Below are 18,275 nucleotides of genomic sequence, written 5' to 3'. Positions count from 1 at the left end.
CGACTGTTCCCCTGTCGTGATCGTCGATGACCACGACAAGGGCGCTGCCGTCCACCTCGATTCCACCAGCACGTGCCGGCATTCCGGCACGCCGCTCCCCAAGTGCTCACGCACACAGGTAAATCCCATGACCACCGAAGCAAAGTGCCCGTTCAACCACGCTGTCGTCGGTACCGGTACCACCAACCGTGACTGGTGGCCCAAACAGCTGCGCGTGGATCTGCTGAGCCAGCATTCGAACAAGTCCAACCCGCTGGGCGAGACGTTCAATTACGCCGAGGCCTTCAAGCGCATCGACCTGCAGGCGCTCAAGCAGGAACTGCGTGCGCTGATGACCGACTCGCAGGACTGGTGGCCGGCCGACTTCGGCCATTACGGCCCGCTGTTCGTGCGCATGGCCTGGCATAGCGCCGGCACCTACCGCATCGGCGATGGGCGTGGCGGCGGCGGCCGTGGTCAGCAGCGGTTTGCGCCGCTCAACAGCTGGCCGGACAACGTCAGCCTGGACAAGGCGCGCCGGCTGCTGTGGCCGATCAAGCAGAAGTATGGCCAGGCCATTTCCTGGGCCGACCTGATGATCCTCACCGGCAATGTCGCGCTGGAGTCGATGGGCTTCAAGACGTTCGGCTTTGCCGGCGGCCGCGAAGACACCTGGGAGCCGGACCAGGACCTGTACTGGGGCCGCGAAACCAAGTGGCTGGGTGGCGACGACCGCTATTCGCGCGGCTCGCCCGGCGTGGACGAAGCGCACGGCGTGCTGGTCAAGGACGACGACAGCGAAGTGCCGCACACGCGCGATCTGGAAAACCCGCTGGCCGCTGTGCAGATGGGCCTGATCTACGTCAATCCGGAAGGCCCGGACGGCAACCCCGACCCGATCGCTGCCGCGCGCGACATCCGCGACACCTTCGCGCGCATGGCCATGAACGACGAAGAGACCGTGGCCCTGATCGCCGGTGGCCACACCTTCGGCAAGACCCACGGTGCCGGCCCGGCCGACAACGTCGGCGCCGAACCGGAAGCCGGCGAATTGGAAAGCCAGGGCCTGGGCTGGCACAACCGCTACGGCAGCGGCAAGGGCGCCGACACCATCACCAGCGGCCTGGAAGTCACCTGGACCACCACCCCGGCGCAGTGGAGCAACGATTTCTTCGACCACCTGTTCAAGTTCGAGTGGGAGCTGGGCAAGAGCCCGGCCGGCGCGCACCAGTGGGTGGCCAAGAACGCCGAGGCCATCATCCCCGATGCGCACGACGCATCGAAGAAGCACCGCCCGACCATGCTGACCACCGACCTGGCACTGCGTTTCGACCCTGCGTACGAAGCCATCTCGCGCCGCTTCCATCAGCACCCGGAGCAGTTTGCCGACGCCTTCGCACGTGCCTGGTTCAAGCTCACCCACCGCGACATGGGTCCGCGCTCGCGCTACCTGGGCCCGGACGTGCCGGCCGAAGAATTGCTGTGGCAGGACCCGGTACCGGCGGTGGACCACGCGTTGGTCGACGCGCAGGATGCGGCCGCATTGAAGCAGACCATCCTGGCCTCGGGCTTGAGCGTGGCGCAGCTGGTGTCCACCGCGTGGGCCTCGGCCTCCACCTTCCGTGGCTCGGACAAGCGCGGCGGTGCCAACGGCGCCCGCATCCGCTTGGCACCGCAGAAGGACTGGCAGGCCAACCAGCCTGAGCAGCTGGCCAAGGTACTGGCCACGCTGGAGCGCATCCAGGCCGACTTCAACGCCGCGCAATCGGGCGGCAAGAAGATCTCGCTCGCCGACCTGATCGTGCTGGCCGGCAACGCCGCGGTGGAACACGCAGCGCAGGCCGCCGGCCACAGTGTCACGGTGCCGTTCGCACCGGGCCGCACCGATGCCTCGCAGGAGCAGACCGACGTCGAGTCGTTCGCCGTGCTCGAACCGGTAGCCGATGGCTTCCGCAATTTCGCCAAACGCAACTACGCGGTGCCGGCCGAAGCGTTGCTGATCGACAAGGCGCAGCTGCTTACCCTCACCGCACCGGAGTTGACCGTGCTGGTCGGCGGCCTGCGCGTGCTGGGCGCCAATGCCGGCGACACCCAGCATGGCGTCTTCACCACCCGTCCCGGTGTGTTGAGCAACGACTTCTTCGCCAACCTGCTCGACATGCGCACGGAGTGGAAGGCGACCTCCGAAGCGAAGGACCTCTACGAAGGCCGCGACCGCGCCACCGGCGAGCTCAAGTGGACCGGTACGCGCGTGGATCTGGTGTTCGGCTCCAACTCCATCCTGCGTGCAGTGGCCGAGGTCTATGCCAGCAGCGATGCGCAGCAGAAGTTCGTGCACGACTTCGTCGCCGCCTGGACCAGGGTGATGCAGCTGGATCGGTTCGATCTGGCGTAAACCGCTGGATCGTTCGGCCTGATTCAGGCCCTGGCAACCAGACAATGCCCCGGACAACCGGGGCATTTCTTTTGCGCGACGTCCCGACCGTCTTGGCCATGCGTCGCCGTGCGGACCCATCGGGCACGGCAGGGATAAGGTGCCAGACCGCTAGAGCGCGTCGATATCGCCCAATGCATTGATCAAGCGGCGTGCGCGCTTGTCGGGCTTGCCCTCCGGCGCGCGGTAACCGGTGCGTTCGGCAGCACGTTGCAGCCGCCACTGCGCACGCGCCTCGCGCGACGCCTCGCCCTCCACGTACAGGGCCTGCGCCACCGGCGCCGGTCCGCGTACGTCGCTGAGCCCGGCCACCGTGATCTCGAAGATTTCACCGCCCCGGTCGATACGCAGACGCTCGCCGCAGCGCAGGCTACGCGATGGCTTGGGGCGCTGCCCGCCCACGTCCACCTTGCCGGTGTCGACCGCGTTCTTGGCCAGGCTGCGCGTCTTGAAAAAGCGCGCGGCCCACAGCCACACGTCCAGCCTGACCGTCGTGCCCTGTTCCAGCTCCGGATTCATACGTTTTGCTGTCTCGCTCTGCCTGGTAACCGATATCTGGGCAGCCACCCGGAACTCAAGCTGGGCCGTCGCCGCGGCCATCTGGGTCGATCGCCAGTTCGATGCTGGACGCTCGCCCCCATCCGCCCTACGGGCACCTTCCCCCGCAGGCGGGGGAAGGAAGGACTGCCAGCGCGGTACAGATCACACAAGCCCATTACAGTTCAAACAACGCACTGCAGTTCAAACAAGCGCTCGGCCACACCCCTTCTCCCGCATGCGGGAGAAGGTGGCGCGCAGCGCCGGATGAGGGCCACCGCGGCTGCGCAGCCGAGCGAAGCAACGCAACGCCCCGGCCAAGGCTGCATCGCTGGCGGTGAATGTGGAGCTCCCCCAACCGAAGTGCGTACGCAACGCGAGCACTGCACTGGATCTCACCCGCGCAATGCTAGGGTGCGCAACGTCCGCATACCGATACAACCGCGATGCCCAAATCCGCTGTCCTGACCGAAGGCCCGATCGGCAAAAACCTGCTGCTCTTCGCACTGCCGATCATGGCGGGCAATATCGCCCAGTCGCTCAACGGCTCGGTCAACGCGATCTGGATCGGCCGCTACCTCGGCGAAGAGGCGCTGACCGCGGCAGCCAACGCCAACAGCATCATGTTCTTCCTGATCGGATCGGTCTTCGGTATCGGCATGGCGTCCACCATCCTGATCGGCCAGGCAATGGGCGCGCGCAACATCACCCAGGCCCGCAAGGTCATGGGCACCAGTGCCAGCTTCTTTGGCGGACTGTCGGCGCTGATCGCCGTGCTGGGCTGGTTCCTGGCGCCGCATCTGCTTACCGCGATGGGTACGCCCGCCGCCTCGCAGACGCTGGCCGAGGAGTATCTGCGCGTGATCTTCCTGGCGATGCCGACGCTGTATCTGTTCGCCTTTCTATCGGCGGCCCTGCGCGGCACCGGCGATGCACGCACGCCGTTCCGGTTCCTGTTGCTGTCGGTGCTGCTGGATATCGTGTTCAACCCGTTGCTGCTGTTCGGCATCGGCCCGTTTCCGGCGCTGGGCATTGCCGGTGCGGCCTGGGCCACGCTGATTGCGCAGGTAGTTGCACTGGCCGGCCTGCTGATCTATCTGCGGCACAAAAAACATGTGCTGTGGCTGGGACGACGCGACCTGCATCTGTTCCGAATCGATGCCGCCATCCTGCGCGCGCTCATCGTCAAGGGCGTTCCGATGGGCCTGCAGATGGTGATGATCTCGCTGGCGATGATTGCGATGCTGTCGCTGGTCAATGGCTTCGGCACCGACACCACCGCCGCGTTCGGTGCGGGGCTGCAACTTTGGAACTACGTACAGATGCCGGCAATGGCGGTCGGCGCCGCCTGTTCGACCATGGCTGCCCAGAACGTGGGTGCCGGCCTGTGGTCGCGGGTGGATGCCGTCGCCCGTACCGGCATCGCCGCCAACTTCCTGATGACGGGCCTGCTGATCGTGCTGTTGATCCTGTTCGATCGCTGGACCCTGGCCCTGTTTCTGCCCGAAGGCAGCGCCACCCTGGAGATCGCGCGGCATCTCAACCACATCGCGATCTGGTCGTTCCTGTTGTTTGGCGTCAGCTTTGTGGTGTCTGGGGTGGTGCGCTCCACCGGTGCAGTGATCCCACCGCTGTTGATTCTGGCGTTTTCGCTGTGGGGCGTACGCGTGCCTCTCGCAAATATCCTGCTGCCGCATCTGGGCGCAGACGCGGTGTGGTGGAGCTTCCCGATCAGTTCGACCTGCTCGATGCTGCTGTCGCTGGCGTACTACCGCTGGGGCGGCTGGCGCAAGGCGCGCATGCTGACCACGCCGAACCACCCTTCCGTACTGGCAGCGGCAGCCGAGGTACCCGCACATCCTGCATCGCCGGTTGCCGACCCCGCCCCCATTGCCGAGCCGATCACCGAGCCAACCCGGACACGCTCGCGCTGATGCATGCGCGCTGATCCGCGCATGCCGACCGCAGCCAAGCCACGTGATCGATGGCGATGCGCTGCATTGACCGGCCTCAAGCTGCGACTTGAGAACGGCTGACAAAACGTAGCGCGCGGTTGTCAGGTGGCTGCGGGCATCGCGGCCAGAACCGCAGTGCGCGAGTGGCACATGCCGACTTCGAGCGCTGTCGCCATTCCGGTTCCACAAACGCAAACGGCCGCCCAAGGGCGGCCGTTTGGCAGTGGCAGATCGATGAGACCCGCCAACAGTGTGGCTTACTCGGCCTTGGCAGCAGCCTGGCGAGCGGCCTTGGCCTGCGCAGCGGCGGCCAGATCTTCCTTGATGCGGGCAGCCTTGCCTTCCAGGCCGCGCAGGTAGTACAGCTTGCCGGCGCGGACCTTACCGCGGCGCTTCACTTCGACCGAGTCGATGATGGCGCTGTGGGTCTGGAACACGCGCTCGACGCCGAAGCCGTGCGAGATCTTGCGCACGGTGAAGGCGGAGTTCAGGCCGGCATTCTTGGTACCGATCACCACGCCCTCATAGGCCTGCACGCGCTCGCGGTTGCCTTCCTTCACCTTGACGTTCACCACAACGGTGTCGCCCTGGTTGAATTCCGGCAGCTTGCGCTGAATCTGGGCGGCTTCGAAGTCAGCCAGGATGGTCTTGTTGAGTTTGCTCATGGTGGGCACCGCGTGTCTGGTGATATTGGACCGGCAGTCGCCGCACGGCGATTGCTCGAGGTTCGTAAGAGGGCCAGACGCAAGGCTGGCCAGCAAGCCGCATATTGTACCCCAATCAATTCTTCAAGGGCTAGGGGTGCGCCCTTATTTCTCGTCGCCCCGGGTGAGTTCGCGGCGAAACTCCTCCAGGAGACGACGATCGTGCTTGTCCAGGCCTGCCTCGTCCAGCAGATCGGGACGACGCAGCCAGGTCCGGCCCAGCGACTGCTGCCGGCGCCAGCGCGCAATCGCGCCATGGTTGCCCGAGCGCAATACCTCGGGCACATCGCCCCAGGCATGCGCCGACGGGTGGCTGTAGTGCGGGCAGTCCAGCAGGCCTTGCGGGCCTTCGAAACTGTCCTGTGCAGCAGACTCGGCGTCGTTCAACACGCCGTCCTGCAGCCGCGTCACCACATCCACAAGGACTGCAGCGCCCAACTCGCCACCGGACAACACGTAGTCGCCGATGGAGATTTCCATATCCACCGCGTTGGCCAGGAAACGCTCGTCCACCCCTTCGTAGCGCCCGCACAGCAAGACCATGCGCGGCAACTGCGCCAGCTCGCGCGCGAGGGGCTGGGTGAGCGGACGTCCCTGCGGGCTGAGATAGATCACCGGCGCCGGTCGCGCGTCGGCGGCCTGCACCGCCTCCAGACATGCCCGCAACGGCTCGATCAACATCACCATGCCGGGCCCGCCGCCGAAGGGACGATCGTCCACGCGGCGGTAGTTGCCCTGCGCATGGTCGCGCGGATTCCAGCCCTGCAGGTCCAGCAGACCGCGCTCCTGTGCCCGCCCGACCACGCCGAACGCCGCGCACTGCGCGATGAACTCTGGGAACAGGCTGATGACGTCGATGCGCACGGGAATCGGGAATCGGGAGTGGAGAATGGGTAGAGCAAAAGCGGCGCCGGGGCACCGCTTCGATCAGAAATCCGGGTCCCAGTCGACCACGATCAGATTGGCCTCGAAGTCCACCGATTTGACGAACTCCGGTAGCACGAACGGAATCATCCGCTCGCGATCGCCGCGCACGACCACCACATCGTTGGAGCCGGTGGAAAACAGGTGTGACACCGTCCCGAGCTTGACGCCGTCGACGGTTTCCACCTGCAATCCTTCCAGATCCACCCAGTAGTATTCGTCGGGCTTGGGCGGCGGCAAGGCGCTGCGGGCAACATAGATTTCGGTGCCATGCATGGCCTCGACGGTGTCGCGATCGGTCACGTCGGGGAACACCGCGATCAGATTCTTGCCCTGATCACGTCCCCGTACGCCGCTCACGACCGACTCCTGCCCCGATGGCGTGCGCACGACCCACGGCTGATACCGGAAGATCGCACTGCGCGGTTCGGTCCAGGATTCGAGCTTCAGCTCACCCTTGACACCAAAAGCGCCGACAATCCTGCCTAACAGGATGCGGCGCTCGGTCGGCTTCATCTGTGTCGACTCTGGCCGGGCAAACACGCCCGGCCTCAAGATCAGGCCGCAGCGGCCTGGGACTTGGATGCTTCGCGATACAGGTTACGCACCTTGTCGGTCAGCTGTGCACCGTTGCCGACCCAATGGTCGACGCGGGCGATATCGAGCACGACGCGCGGTTCGGCGCCCTGCGCAACCGGGTTGTAGTAACCCACGCGCTCGATGTTGCGGCCGTCGCGCGCGCTGCGCACGTCGGTCACGATGATGTGGTAGAACGGACGCTTCTTGGCGCCGCCGCGGGTCAGTCGAATCTTGACCATGGTGTCGTTTTCCTGAGTTGCCCAGTCGCCAGAGTGGCGCGGTAAGCCGGCGATTATAGCGGGCTCCCGCAGCGAAGCCAAGCCAGCCGGTGGTTTTGCTCAAATCCCTTGCCAGGCCTGGGTTTGCAGCGCCCGCTCCAGCAGCGGCAGCTGCGCGGCAGCGGCCGACCACTGCGCCGGGCCCATGGCCACGATGGCCTGCTGCCCCCGCGCATTGCAGCTGAAGCCACCGTCGAAGCTGGCGAGCTCGTCAAGGGCGACCGGGCGGGAGGTCTGCGCGATGCCGAGCGCCTGCAGTCCGGCCTGCAACAACCGCTGCTGGGTGCCGTCCAGCGCCGGCCCGGCCGGCCAGACCACCCTGCCCTGCTGCCAGAACCCGACATTCCAGAACGCCCCTTCCAGCACATGGCCCTGGGGATCGACCAACACCGCATCGTCACCGCCGGCAGCCATCGCCTGGCGACGCAGATGCAACAGCGCGAAGGTGCCGACGTGCTTGCACTGCGCCTGCTCGCGCACATGGGTGACTGCGTGCACGCGCAGCGCGGCATCGGGCAGTTGCGCAGCCGGCGATAGCGAAATCAATACGTCCAGCGCCACCTGGCGCGCTGGATCGCGCAGCGCGAACGCCTGCGAAAACACGGTGATGCGCACGCTCGCATCCACGCGACCGGCACTGGCCAACGCCGCGCGCAGAGACGCGCGCACCCGTGAGGCATCGATCGGTGCGCCGAACAATGCGGCACTGTCGTGTTGCAGGCGTTGCAGATGCAGATCCAGCCCGCGCACGGCGGCGTTGCGCACCTGCAGCGTCGTGAAGTGCCCGTAGTTGATCAGGGCGGCCGCGCCGAGTTGCTGCGCCGTTGCCGCCTCGCCATTACAGAAGATCAGCGACACAGCAGTGCCTGCGCCTGCTCCCACCACTGCACGACCAATTGTGCGGCCGGCTGCGCCGGCGCCATCCAGGCCGACTGGCCTGCCCAGGCCTGCATCGCCTCCAGACGGTTGTCGCGCGCCGCTGCCTGGCGCATCGCAGCGGTCAGGCCGCGCTGCACCGGATACGGCGCAGGCGGTGGCGCATCCGCAGCAGTGGCGGCGCGCACGTAAGGGGTGAGCAATGCCCGCCCCAACCGACCTGAAAACGCGCGGGTTGGCAGGGTATGTTCCGGCTCGGCGGCTGCCAATGCACCGGCCCAGGCGCCGGGCAAGGCAGCCTCGGGCGTGCGCAGCAGACCGGTGCCGATCTGCACTGCACTGGCGCCCAGCGCCAGCGCCGCGGCAATGCCGCGCGCGTCGGCAATCCCGCCCGCGGCGATGACCGGGATCTCCAGGCCATCGACCAGCCGCGGCAGCAGGGCAAACAGCCCGGTCATCTGCTGCGCGGCGCGGCTGGCATCGAATGCGCCGCGGTGACCGCCGGCCTCGGCGCCTTGCGCGACCACGGCATCGGCCCCGGCCGCCTGCGCCGCCAGTGCTTCCTCCAGCGTGGTGGCGCAGGCGAACCAGGCGATGCCCGCATGCTTGAGGCGCGCAACCTGATCGGGGCGGAACACACCCATGATCGACGAGGCCACTGCCGGGCGCGCGTTCAGCAATGCATCGAATTGCGCGTCGAAATCGGCTGGCATTGCATCGCCTGCTGCCTCCGGCACTGGCGGCCCCCACTGCGCAAGAAACACCCGCAGGCGCGCTTCGGCAGCGGCATCGCGGACAGGCGCCGGATCGGGAATCCACAGATTGACTTGCGCAGGCCCGGCACTTGCCTCACCAAAGGCGGCCATCCACGTCACGATGTCCTGCGGCTGCGACAACACCGCACCCATCGCGCCCATGCCACCTGCATTGGCGACCGCTGCCGACAACGGCACCGGGCAGGCGCCGGCCATGGGGCTGAGCAGGATCGGCAGGCGCAGGCCGAAGCGCTGCTGGAAGGCATCGACGTTGGAAAATCTGGTCATCCACCACCTCGGCGGCCACGAGACGGAGCATGGTAACCGCGATGGACGGATGCGGATGCCTGCACGCGCAAGACGGTCAGTCGCGCATGCACTGCATGCCGCACCTTGCGTCTAAAGCGGCCACCAAACGTGGCAACCGTGATCAGGTGGACATGAAGTTGCCGGTGCATACCACTGCTACATGCCGCACCGAGCTCCGGCCACGCCCATGTGGCGTCGAGCACAGTGGCTCGTTCTTCGTTCTCTCAATCCACCGGCACCGGCATCACTTGCCGGTACCAGTCTTCGACCCAGATATCCTGCAACGCGAATGCACGCAAGCTCCGAGGACGCTGCAGGTAAGCACCCCACACGCGCAGGTCGACCACTGCAGCAATAGCTTGCTGGCGCCATGCGGGCGGGCCGAACAGCCGCAGTTCCAGGCAGTAATCGCCATCGACAGGACAGGTCATCTGCATGCAGGCGGCCGGTGCCGCGCTCGCCCATGCATGCACCAGATCCGGCCCACGCACCAGCTTGAACACACGCACCTCGCCCTGCGTGCGACCGGTGCATTGATCGGGCAACGGCAACGGGCGATCGAAGTGCTCGCCGGCCCAGACCAGTTCCAGCGTCAGCACGTCGCCCTGGCTCAGGCGCAGGAAGTAACGGTAAAGATGGGTGTTTTCGGCACGCCACGACGATGCCGGATCGGAACCTGCGGACACATCCCAGGCATCGTCGGCGCTGGCGAACAACAACGTCGAGCCGGCGGGCGCGCCGTGCACGGGCACTGACGGCAGATGCGCCTGCGACTGCAGCTGTGCGTCGTCTTGGAGATGCACCACCGCCGCGCCGTCGTCGCGACGCGCGTATCGCATGGCCGACCCGAACGTGGGCTGCAGCGGCAGTGCCAGCCGATCCGGCTCGGGCACGCGCAGCCAAAGCGCGACCATGCCGGGGCACGTTCCATAGGCCTGGCCGATGCCGATCGAATACACCCCGGAGCGGGTGACCGGCACGTCCACCTCGCCATCGGCGGGCACCTCCCACCACTGCGATTGCGTGCCAGCCGGGTGCCACACATCGCAGCGCCACGCGGCCACACCTGCAGCATCGTTGGCAGGATGGAACGCCAGCACGAGATGGTCGCCCGCACGCAGGAACACCTCGACCGTGGTGCAGATGTCCTGCCGCGGGTAGCGCTCTTCTTCGTATGGCGCCACGTCGACGATATGGCGCCGCCACTGTCGCACCGACGTGTCGTGCACGTGCTGCGCGACGACGCGTTTGGCGGCTGTGTCGCGCTGCGGCAGGCGAGCGATTGCCGGCGTACCGCCGATGCCGCCGCCAGTGCCACCACCCTGCGCTTGGGAGGTGGGCGTTGACGCCGGTGCTGCGACCGGCCGCGCGCCAGACAGGCGGTCGATTCCTGCGACCACCAGTGCGATACACAGCCACAACACAACGCTTGCCGGCAGTAACGCCCACCCTGCCGTTAGCTGCCACGCCAGCACGACGGCCAGCGCCAGATGCACGCAGTGCGCGCCTGCGGATGTGCTCACAGCGCGCGCAACCTGCGCAGGTTGATCAACGGAACGGCATGCCGCCGCGGCCGCCCATGGCACCCATCATGCCCTTCATGTTGCGCATCAGGCCCTTCATGCCGCCGCCGGCCAGCTTGCCCATCATCTTTTCCATCTGCTGGTACTGCTTCATCAGCTTGTTGACGTCGGCCGGCTGCATGCCCGAGCCGCGTGCGATGCGGGCACGGCGCGAGCCGTTGAGCAACGCCGGGTTGCGGCGCTCCTTCTTGGTCATCGAATTGATGATGGCGATCATGCGCGGCACTTCCTTGCCGGTGACCTGCTGCTTGACGTTGTCCGGGATCTGACCCATGCCCGGCAGCTTGTCCATCAGCCCATGGATGCCGCCCATGTTCTGCATCTGCTCGAGCTGCTCTTTCATGTCGTTGAGGTCGAACTTCTTGCCCTTGGCGACCTTGGCAGCGAGCTTGGCGGCCTTTTCCTGATCGACGCTGTGCTCGACCTGCTCCACCAGCGACAGCACGTCGCCCATGTCCAGGATGCGGCTGGCGACGCGATCAGGATGGAACACATCCAGGCCGTCGGTCTTTTCGCCGGTACCGACGAACTTGATCGGCTTGCCGGTGATGTAGCGCACGCTCAGCGCGGCACCGCCACGGGCGTCGCCGTCGGTCTTGGTCAGCACCACGCCGGTCAGCGGCAGCGCCTCGCCGAAGGCCTTGGCGGTGTTGGCGGCGTCCTGGCCGGTCATCGCATCGACCACGAACAGGGTTTCGGTGGGGGTGATCGCGGCGTGCAGCGCCTTGATCTCGTCCATCATCGCCTGATCGATCGCCAGGCGACCGGCGGTATCGACCAGCAGCACGTCGGCAAACGACTTGCGTGCGTCGCTGATGGCGGCGCGCACGATGTCGACCGGTTTCTGCGAGGCGTCGGACGGGAAGAACAGCACGCCGACCTGCTCGGCCAGGGTCTTGAGCTGCTCGATCGCAGCCGGGCGGTAGACGTCGGCAGAGACCACCATGACCTTTTTCTTGCGCTTTTCCTTCAGGTGCTTGGCGAGCTTGCCGACCGTGGTGGTCTTGCCCGCACCCTGCAGGCCGGCCATCAGGATGATCGCCGGTGCCGGCACGTTGAGGTTGAGGTCGGCCGCCGCCGCGCCCATGACCGCGGTGAGCTCGTCGCGCACGATCTTGATCAGCGCCTGACCGGGGGTCAGCGACTTGAGCACTTCCTGGCCCACCGCGCGCACCTTGATGCGTTCGATCAGCGCCTGCACCACCGGCAGCGCGACGTCGGCTTCCAGCAGCGCGATGCGCACTTCACGGGTGGCTTCGCGGATGTTCTCCTCGGTCAGGCGGCCGCGGCCGCGCAGGCGCTCCATGGTGCCGGAGAGACGTTGGGTAAGGGACTCGAACATGCGCAAGGGACCGCGTGAGGGGAAACGGGCACCGATTATAGCGGCACCAGCCAATGCCCCGCCCCAATCGACCCGCCGGCCGAAGCGAGCCAATCCAGGGCAAATCCCTCCGGCGCTCGGCAGTCCCTGCAACCAGCCAGGGGAGCAGCACCGCAAAGACCAGAGAAGGCAACGGCCACGCCCGCAGGCAGGCTTACCCGTACCCACCCGCTACCAACCAGCACACTTGCCTGCCCGCCTATCCCCACGCCCCCGGCCCGGCTTTCCCCATTCCCCATTCCCCATTCCCGATTCCCGATTCCCCATTCCCGATTCCCCATTCCCGATTCCCGATTCCCGATTCCCGATTCCCGATTCCCGCCCCACCAATATGCGAAACTTCCACGATGACAATCGTTCTCATCGCGTTCGCCCTGTACCTGCTGGCTGCCGCCCTGCTCACCCGGGCAGTGCTGCGCGATGGCAACCAGGCCCCTGCGCGCTGGTTGGCGCCGGCGCTGGCTGCGGTTGCGCTGCACGCCGGCTATCACGTGCTGGTGGCGTTCCGCACCGCGGGCGGGCCGGACATGCATTTCTTTGCCGCGCTGTCGCTGACCGGCCTGGGCATGGCGGCGTTGACCGCGGTGTTCGGCGGGCGCGGCCGCATGGCAGCGGTGGGCGTGGTGGTGTTTCCGTTGTCGGCCATCCTGCTGGCCTGTTACCACGCCTACGGCCATGAGCCGAGCGCAGACCTGGGCTGGCGGCTGGAACTGCACGCCTGGATGGCGCTGCTGGCCTACGCCACCCTGGGCATCGCCGCCCTGCTGGCCATCATGTTGTGGCTGCAGGAGCGGGCGTTGCGGCGGCGCGACTTCCATCCCTGGCTGCGCGCGCTGCCGCCGTTGACCGAACTGGAAACCCTGCTGTTCCGCACGATCACCGTCGGCTTCGTGTTGCTGAGCCTGACCCTGCTGACCGGGCTGCTGTTCGTGCAGGATTTCCTGGCGCAACGATTGCTGCACAAGACCGTGCTCAGCATCCTGTCGTGGATCGTGTTTGGCGCGCTGCTGGTCGGCCGCTGGCGTAATGGCTGGCGCGGCACCAAGGCCGTGCACTGGACGCTGACCGCCATGGCGCTGCTGGTGCTGTCGTTCTTCGGCAGCAAGTTCGTGATCGAACTGGTGCTGGGGCCGCGCTGATCGCGCAGGCGGGCGCTGCCTGCCATGCAGCGAGTCCTGCGCGTGGCCGGCCGCTTGTGTCCTGCAGGCCCGCTGCCCGTGTGTCGCACCGCACCTGACCAGAGATCACCCCGGCGATTCGGCCCGAACCGACAGATGCGAGCACGCCGCGCCGGCGGTCGGCTGACACGCGGTTGCGCGCGGGTGCACGGTGCGCGGACGGCACGGACAGCACGGACGAGCCGCAAGGACGCGGAACCCGTGCCGCCCCTCAACATCGGTCACGCCTGCCCGATGGTTGCGCAATGCGTGGGTCGGCGGATCCGGGGCATCCGCCTGGACCCTGTCAGCGTTGCTCAGCCATCGAGTGCAGCGCTGACCACCTCCCACGGCTGATCCGGGCCTGGCGTGGCGAAGCGATAGACGATGCGGCGGCGATGGACCTCGCCGGGACGCAGGATGGTCGAAGGAAAGTTGGCGTGATTGGGGGCGTCCGGGTAGCTCTGCGGTTCCAGGCACACCCCGCGGCCCAGGCCCGGATGATGCGCGTCCAGATGCTGCCCCTCGTAGACCTGCACCGCGGGCGCGTCGCTGAGGATGCGCATGGCCACGCCACTGTGCGGCGAGTACAGCTCGGCGACCCGGTCGGCGCCTGGCGCCAGCACCAGACACTGGTCGTAGCCCTTGCCGAGCACGACCTGCGGATGCGCCGGGTCGATCCGCTCGGCCAGCGCGGCGGGGTCGCGGAAGTCGAAGGGTGTGCCGGCCACCGACGCGATCTCCCCGGTCGGGATGGATTCTGCGTCCACCGGGAGATAGCGGTCGGCAGGCACCCGCAGCACCTGCGCTGCGGCACGCCGCTGCGGGTCGCCGGACAGATTGAAATACGGGTGATGGGTCAGGTTCAACGGCGTGGCCGCGTCGCAGCGGGCTTCGAAGTCCAGATGCAGGCTGCGCTGCTGCAGCGCAAGCCGGGCGCGCACCTGCAGATTGCCGGGGTAGCCCTCTTCGCCGTCGGGCGAGTCGTAGCCCAGCAGCACCTGATCGGTTGCCTGCTCCAGTACCGTCCAGACCCGTCGCCCGAAACCGCGCTCGCCGCCGTGCAACTGGTTGCGCCCCTCGTTGGTGGCCAGCGTGTGGGTCACCCCGTCCAACGTATAGCGTGCACCGCCGATACGATTGCCGAAGCGGCCCACCAGGATGTTGAGGCTGTCGCCATCGGCGGCGTAGGCCGGCAGGTCCGGCAGACCCAGCAGCAGCGGTACCACGCCCTGCGCGGTGGTCAGCCGCAGCGCGTGCAGGATGCCGCCGTAGGTAAGGACGTCCGCCTCCAGCCCGTCGTCGCTGCGCAAGCTGAGCGCGTGAACCTCGACACCGTCTGGCAACTGCCCGAACACTCGCTGCATGAATCGCCCCACTGCGGATGGAAGCCCGCGAGCATAGCCGCGTCGCGCGCGCCCCGACCATGCCCTTGCGCACATCCTGGCCTGCCGAACGACGACCAGGCCGCACCGCATTGCGCGGGCGCGGCAGGATTCGCCAGCGGCGAACGCGATGCAGCGACACAGCACCACCACTGCCACTACGCTACCGGCATGCGGCTGCGCCGGCAGTGCGCCAACACCTCGCCCCCCCCTACAGGAGCGCCCCGCCGATGCATTGGATCTCCCTCGCGTTGCAGACCTCACGCCGGCGGCTGCTGCCCGCGCTCGTTGCCGTCACCCTGGCGACCAGTGCCTGCATCGCCTGCGCTGCCGAGGTCGAGGTGACCGGTAGCTTGCGTGCGGACCAACCCGGTGCACAGGTGTCGCGGCAGCTGTTCGGGCAGTTTGCCGAACACCTGGGTACCGGCATCTATGGCGGCGTGTGGGTGGGCGAGGACGCCTCCATTCCCAACACGCGCGGCTACCGCAACGACGTGCTCGCGGCGTTGAAGGCCATCGCGGTGCCCAACATCCGCTGGCCGGGCGGCTGCTTTGCCGACGAATACCACTGGCGCGACGGTGTCGGCGCGCCGGCCAGGCGCCCGATCCGCGTCAACACGCACTGGGGCGGCGTGGAAGAGTCCAATCGCTTCGGCACCCATGAGTTCATGGACTTCACCGAGCTGCTCGGCACCCAGGCCTATATCGCCGGCAATGTCGGCAATGCGGCGCCGGACGAGATCGCGCAGTGGACCGAGTACATGACCGCCGACACCCGCTCCAGCCTGGCCAGCGAGCGCCGCGCCAACGGCCGCGATGCGCCCTGGCAGGTGCCCTACTTCGGCGTGGGCAACGAGCTGTGGGGTTGCGGCGGCAACATGCGGGTGGAATATGCCGCCGACGTGTATCGGCGTTACCAGACCTTCGTCAAGGCGCCCGCCAATCAGACGCTGCGCAAGATCGCGCCCGGCCCCAACAACGACGACTATCACTGGACCGAGGTGATGATGCGCGAAGCCGGCACGCTGATGGACGGCCTGAGCCTGCATTACTACACGGTGCCCGGTGGCTGGCCGCCGCGCGCCTCCTCGACCGATTTCGACGAAAGCGCCTGGATCGACACGCTGTCGCGCACGCTGGTGATGGACGAATTGATCACCAGGCACAGCGCGATCATGGACAGATACGACTCCGGCAAGAAGGTGGCGCTGGTGGTCGACGAATGGGGCACCTGGTACGCCGGCCTGCCCGGCGCAAACCCGGGCTTTCTGCATCAGCAGAACAGCCTGCGCGATGCCCTGGTGGCGGCATTGAATATCGATATCTTCAGCAACCACGCCGAGCGCGTGCGCATGGCCAATATCGCGCAGATGGTCAACGTGTTGCAGGCGATGATTCTTACCGATGGCGACAAGATGGTGCTGACGCCGACTTACCACGTGTTCGCCCTGTACAAGCCCTACCAGGACGCCACCCACCTGCCGCTGCAGCTGCAGACACCGCACTACCGCCACGGCAATACGCAGGTGCCGGCGGTGCACGGCTCGGCAGTCAAGGCAAAGGATGGCCATGTGTATGTCGCGCTGACCAACCTGGACGCCACTGCACCCGCCAACGTCAGCGTGGACGTGCAAGGCCTTGCGCCGCGGCGTGTGGAAGGACAGATCCTCAGCGCGGCGGCGATCACCGCGCACAACAGCTTCGCGCAGCCGCATGTGGTGGAGCCGAGGCCGTTCAACGGTGCACGCGTGCAGGGCAAGGCCTTGACGGTGGCGCTGCCCGCGCATGCGGTGGTGATGCTCAGGCTGGACTGACGCGGCGCATGGCATCGCTCGACAGGCGTGCCGCAGTCGAGGCGTCCGCAAGTGCCGGGTTGGCCTCCGGCATGCCTGGAGCAACGCCGCTGGTCGCTGCGCTGCTGCGGTTCTACGTCGAGCCCGGCGCCAATGCCGGCTCGGTGACCCGCCAGTCCGGTGGCAGGCGCTGCAGTACGTGTTCCATGAAGGCGCGCACCTTCGGGGTGAAGTCGCGGCGGTCGGCCACGCACAGATACAGGCGCAATGGCTCGAGTGCGGCCTGCCCGGTGTCGGCGCTGTCGGGGGTGAACAGCTGCTGCAGCTGGCCGCGCTGCAGATACGGTTGCACGACGAATGCGGCCAGCCGCGTGATGCCGCCACCGGCAGCGGCCATGGTCGCCAGCGCATCGACGTCGTCGCTGACCAGCGCCTGGCCAAGCTGAGGCTGGAAACGCACGCCGTCGCGTATGAAGTTCCAGCGCAGGAAGCGGCCATCGGCCGGATAGCGCAGCAGCAGGCAGTCGTGATACTTCAGCTCATCCGGCCGCGTCGGTGTGCCGCAGCGGGCCAGATACTCGGGCGCGGCGCACACCACGAACGGCACCATCGCGATACAGCGCGCCACCAGGCCGTCTTCCAGTTGCGCCTCGATGCGCAGGCTGACATCCACGCTTTCCTGCGCGTGCTGCACCACCCGGTCGGTGCACAGCAGCTCGATCTCCAGTTGCGGGTACTGCTGGCGCAGCGCCGGCAGCATCGGGGCCAGCACGTGACGCGCGAACGCGGCGGTGCTGGCCACGCGCAATCGGCCTGCCGGTGCCTGCTGCGGGCCGGCGACCAGTTGCCGGGCACGCTCCAGGTCACGCTCCAGCTGCCGCACCTGCTCGAAGTACACCGCGCCGCGCTCGGTCAGTGCCAGGCTGCGGGTGGTTCGATGCAGCAAACGCACGCCCAGGTGCTGCTCCAGACGCGCGATGTTCTGGCTGACCGCCGCAGGGCTGACGCCGAGCAGCTTGGCCCCGCCGGCAATGCTGCCGGCATCGACCGTGCCGACAAAGCTTCGAATCGACTGAAGAATATTCATTAGTTGAGCAAGTATCGCGGCGCGATTCGTAAGATTTACTTACGTAAGCCGCAAGCTTACGCGATCTACTCCGTACGCCAAGGCTGCCCTAGAGTTCGGCCATCCCGCCGCTGTGCGGCAACCGAGGTCCTGCCATGTCGTCGTCCCCCTCTTCGTCTGCGATGGTGCGCCCGCGCTGGAAGCTCGGCGTGCGCGCCACGCCCTTCGTGTTTGCGTTCTACATGGCCGCGATCATGGCGCTGCTGATGTGCCTGGTCATCACCGGCATCGCCACCGGGCCCACGCCGGACCTGGTGTGGCGCGCGCTCGATGCCTATCGCATCGCCATGCCTACCGCGTTCTGCTGCGTGCTGGTGGTGCGGCCGCTGGTGATCCGCCTGGTGGCCTGGACCGTGCACGCAGGACACTGACGAGGCGCGCACCGCGCTGGTTGCCTATCGCCTCGGGGGTGTCGCCTCGACCGCATGCGGCGATCGCGTGCCTGGGCGAAGGCAGCGCGCGAGGCTTCCCCGCATGCGCTTGCAACCGCTTCAACACGATGTACCTGCCATCGCTCGGC

At 67.0% G+C, this 18,275-nt stretch carries 16 protein-coding genes and 1 other RNA gene; 5 read left to right on the top strand and 12 right to left on the bottom strand.

Annotated features, from left to right (window positions below):
* Positions 1–127 precede the first annotated feature (127 nt).
* Positions 128–2,374 (top strand): catalase/peroxidase HPI, encoded by a 2,247-nt coding sequence (gene katG / locus ACCQ12_RS06505; RefSeq protein ID WP_372383207.1) that lies wholly within the window; start codon positions 128–130, stop codon positions 2,372–2,374.
* A 150-nt stretch (positions 2,375–2,524) separates the two neighbouring features.
* On the opposite strand, the gene ACCQ12_RS06500 is transcribed toward katG, so the two are convergent.
* Positions 2,525–2,932, bottom strand: a complete 408-nt coding sequence (locus ACCQ12_RS06500) for an RNA-binding S4 domain-containing protein (protein ID WP_349775940.1) — start codon at positions 2,930–2,932, stop codon at positions 2,525–2,527.
* A 464-nt stretch (positions 2,933–3,396) separates the two neighbouring features.
* On the opposite strand from ACCQ12_RS06500, the gene ACCQ12_RS06495 reads away from it, so the two are divergent.
* Positions 3,397–4,884, top strand: coding sequence for an MATE family efflux transporter (locus ACCQ12_RS06495; RefSeq protein WP_372383206.1), 1,488 nt, complete (start codon positions 3,397–3,399; stop codon positions 4,882–4,884).
* Between the two features lie 96 nt (positions 4,885–4,980).
* Here the strand turns inward: ACCQ12_RS06495 and ACCQ12_RS06490 are convergent.
* The 9 genes from ACCQ12_RS06490 to ffh all read right to left on the bottom strand — a co-directional run bounded on the left by ACCQ12_RS06490 (position 4,981) and on the right by ffh (position 12,255).
* A non-coding RNA gene (locus ACCQ12_RS06490) (sX9 sRNA) lies at positions 4,981–5,057 on the bottom strand.
* 105 nt (positions 5,058–5,162) lie between these two features.
* Positions 5,163–5,570 (bottom strand): 50S ribosomal protein L19, encoded by a 408-nt coding sequence (rplS, locus tag ACCQ12_RS06485; RefSeq protein ID WP_005989873.1) that lies wholly within the window; start codon positions 5,568–5,570, stop codon positions 5,163–5,165.
* A gap of 144 nt (positions 5,571–5,714) precedes the next feature.
* On the bottom strand, positions 5,715–6,473 hold the full coding sequence (gene trmD, locus ACCQ12_RS06480) for a tRNA (guanosine(37)-N1)-methyltransferase TrmD (RefSeq protein WP_039566185.1): 759 nt from the start codon (positions 6,471–6,473) through the stop codon (positions 5,715–5,717).
* 63 nt (positions 6,474–6,536) lie between these two features.
* The gene (gene rimM / locus ACCQ12_RS06475) at positions 6,537–7,049 is read right to left on the bottom strand and encodes a ribosome maturation factor RimM (RefSeq protein ID WP_228333144.1); all 513 of its coding nucleotides are present in this window, start codon (positions 7,047–7,049) and stop codon (positions 6,537–6,539) included.
* A gap of 41 nt (positions 7,050–7,090) precedes the next feature.
* Positions 7,091–7,351: a 30S ribosomal protein S16 gene (gene rpsP, locus ACCQ12_RS06470; RefSeq protein ID WP_039414145.1), complete on the bottom strand. Its 261-nt coding sequence runs from the start codon at positions 7,349–7,351 to the stop codon at positions 7,091–7,093.
* A 99-nt stretch (positions 7,352–7,450) separates the two neighbouring features.
* Positions 7,451–8,248, bottom strand: a complete 798-nt coding sequence (locus ACCQ12_RS06465; RefSeq protein WP_372383205.1) for an aminotransferase class IV family protein — start codon at positions 8,246–8,248, stop codon at positions 7,451–7,453.
* Complete coding sequence (locus ACCQ12_RS06460) at positions 8,239–9,309, bottom strand: NAD(P)H-dependent flavin oxidoreductase (protein WP_372383204.1); 1,071 nt, start codon at positions 9,307–9,309, stop codon at positions 8,239–8,241. Before ACCQ12_RS06460 ends, ACCQ12_RS06465 begins: the two co-directional genes overlap by 10 nt.
* Before the next feature lie 245 nt (positions 9,310–9,554).
* Positions 9,555–10,853, bottom strand: coding sequence for a hypothetical protein (locus ACCQ12_RS06455; RefSeq protein WP_372383203.1), 1,299 nt, complete (start codon positions 10,851–10,853; stop codon positions 9,555–9,557).
* Between the two features lie 25 nt (positions 10,854–10,878).
* The gene (ffh, locus tag ACCQ12_RS06450) at positions 10,879–12,255 is read right to left on the bottom strand and encodes a signal recognition particle protein (RefSeq protein WP_047694273.1); all 1,377 of its coding nucleotides are present in this window, start codon (positions 12,253–12,255) and stop codon (positions 10,879–10,881) included.
* A gap of 386 nt (positions 12,256–12,641) precedes the next feature.
* On the opposite strand from ffh, the gene ACCQ12_RS06445 reads away from it, so the two are divergent.
* Positions 12,642–13,433: a cytochrome C assembly family protein gene (locus ACCQ12_RS06445; protein WP_047696025.1), complete on the top strand. Its 792-nt coding sequence runs from the start codon at positions 12,642–12,644 to the stop codon at positions 13,431–13,433.
* Positions 13,434–13,768: 335 nt separating this feature from the next.
* Here ACCQ12_RS06445 and ACCQ12_RS06440 read toward each other — a convergent pair whose 3' ends face one another.
* Positions 13,769–14,818: an aldose epimerase family protein gene (locus tag ACCQ12_RS06440; protein WP_372383202.1), complete on the bottom strand. Its 1,050-nt coding sequence runs from the start codon at positions 14,816–14,818 to the stop codon at positions 13,769–13,771.
* A 248-nt stretch (positions 14,819–15,066) separates the two neighbouring features.
* On the opposite strand from ACCQ12_RS06440, the gene ACCQ12_RS06435 reads away from it, so the two are divergent.
* Positions 15,067–16,650, top strand: a complete 1,584-nt coding sequence (locus ACCQ12_RS06435) for an alpha-N-arabinofuranosidase (protein WP_372383201.1) — start codon at positions 15,067–15,069, stop codon at positions 16,648–16,650.
* A gap of 112 nt (positions 16,651–16,762) precedes the next feature.
* Here the strand turns inward: ACCQ12_RS06435 and ACCQ12_RS06430 are convergent, their stop codons facing one another.
* Complete coding sequence (locus ACCQ12_RS06430) at positions 16,763–17,716, bottom strand: LysR family transcriptional regulator (protein WP_372383200.1); 954 nt, start codon at positions 17,714–17,716, stop codon at positions 16,763–16,765.
* A 134-nt stretch (positions 17,717–17,850) separates the two neighbouring features.
* Here ACCQ12_RS06430 and ACCQ12_RS06425 point away from each other — a divergent pair, with 134 nt between their 5' ends.
* Entirely contained in the window at positions 17,851–18,126 is a 276-nt protein-coding gene (locus ACCQ12_RS06425) for a DUF2798 domain-containing protein (protein WP_039410133.1), read from the top strand.
* The last annotated feature ends 149 nt before the right edge of the window (positions 18,127–18,275 follow it).

The organism is Xanthomonas sp. NCPPB 1068, from assembly GCF_041479385.2.
Classification (GTDB): domain Bacteria; phylum Pseudomonadota; class Gammaproteobacteria; order Xanthomonadales; family Xanthomonadaceae; genus Xanthomonas; species Xanthomonas cannabis.
This window is presented reverse-complemented; position numbering and strand designations above follow the sequence as displayed.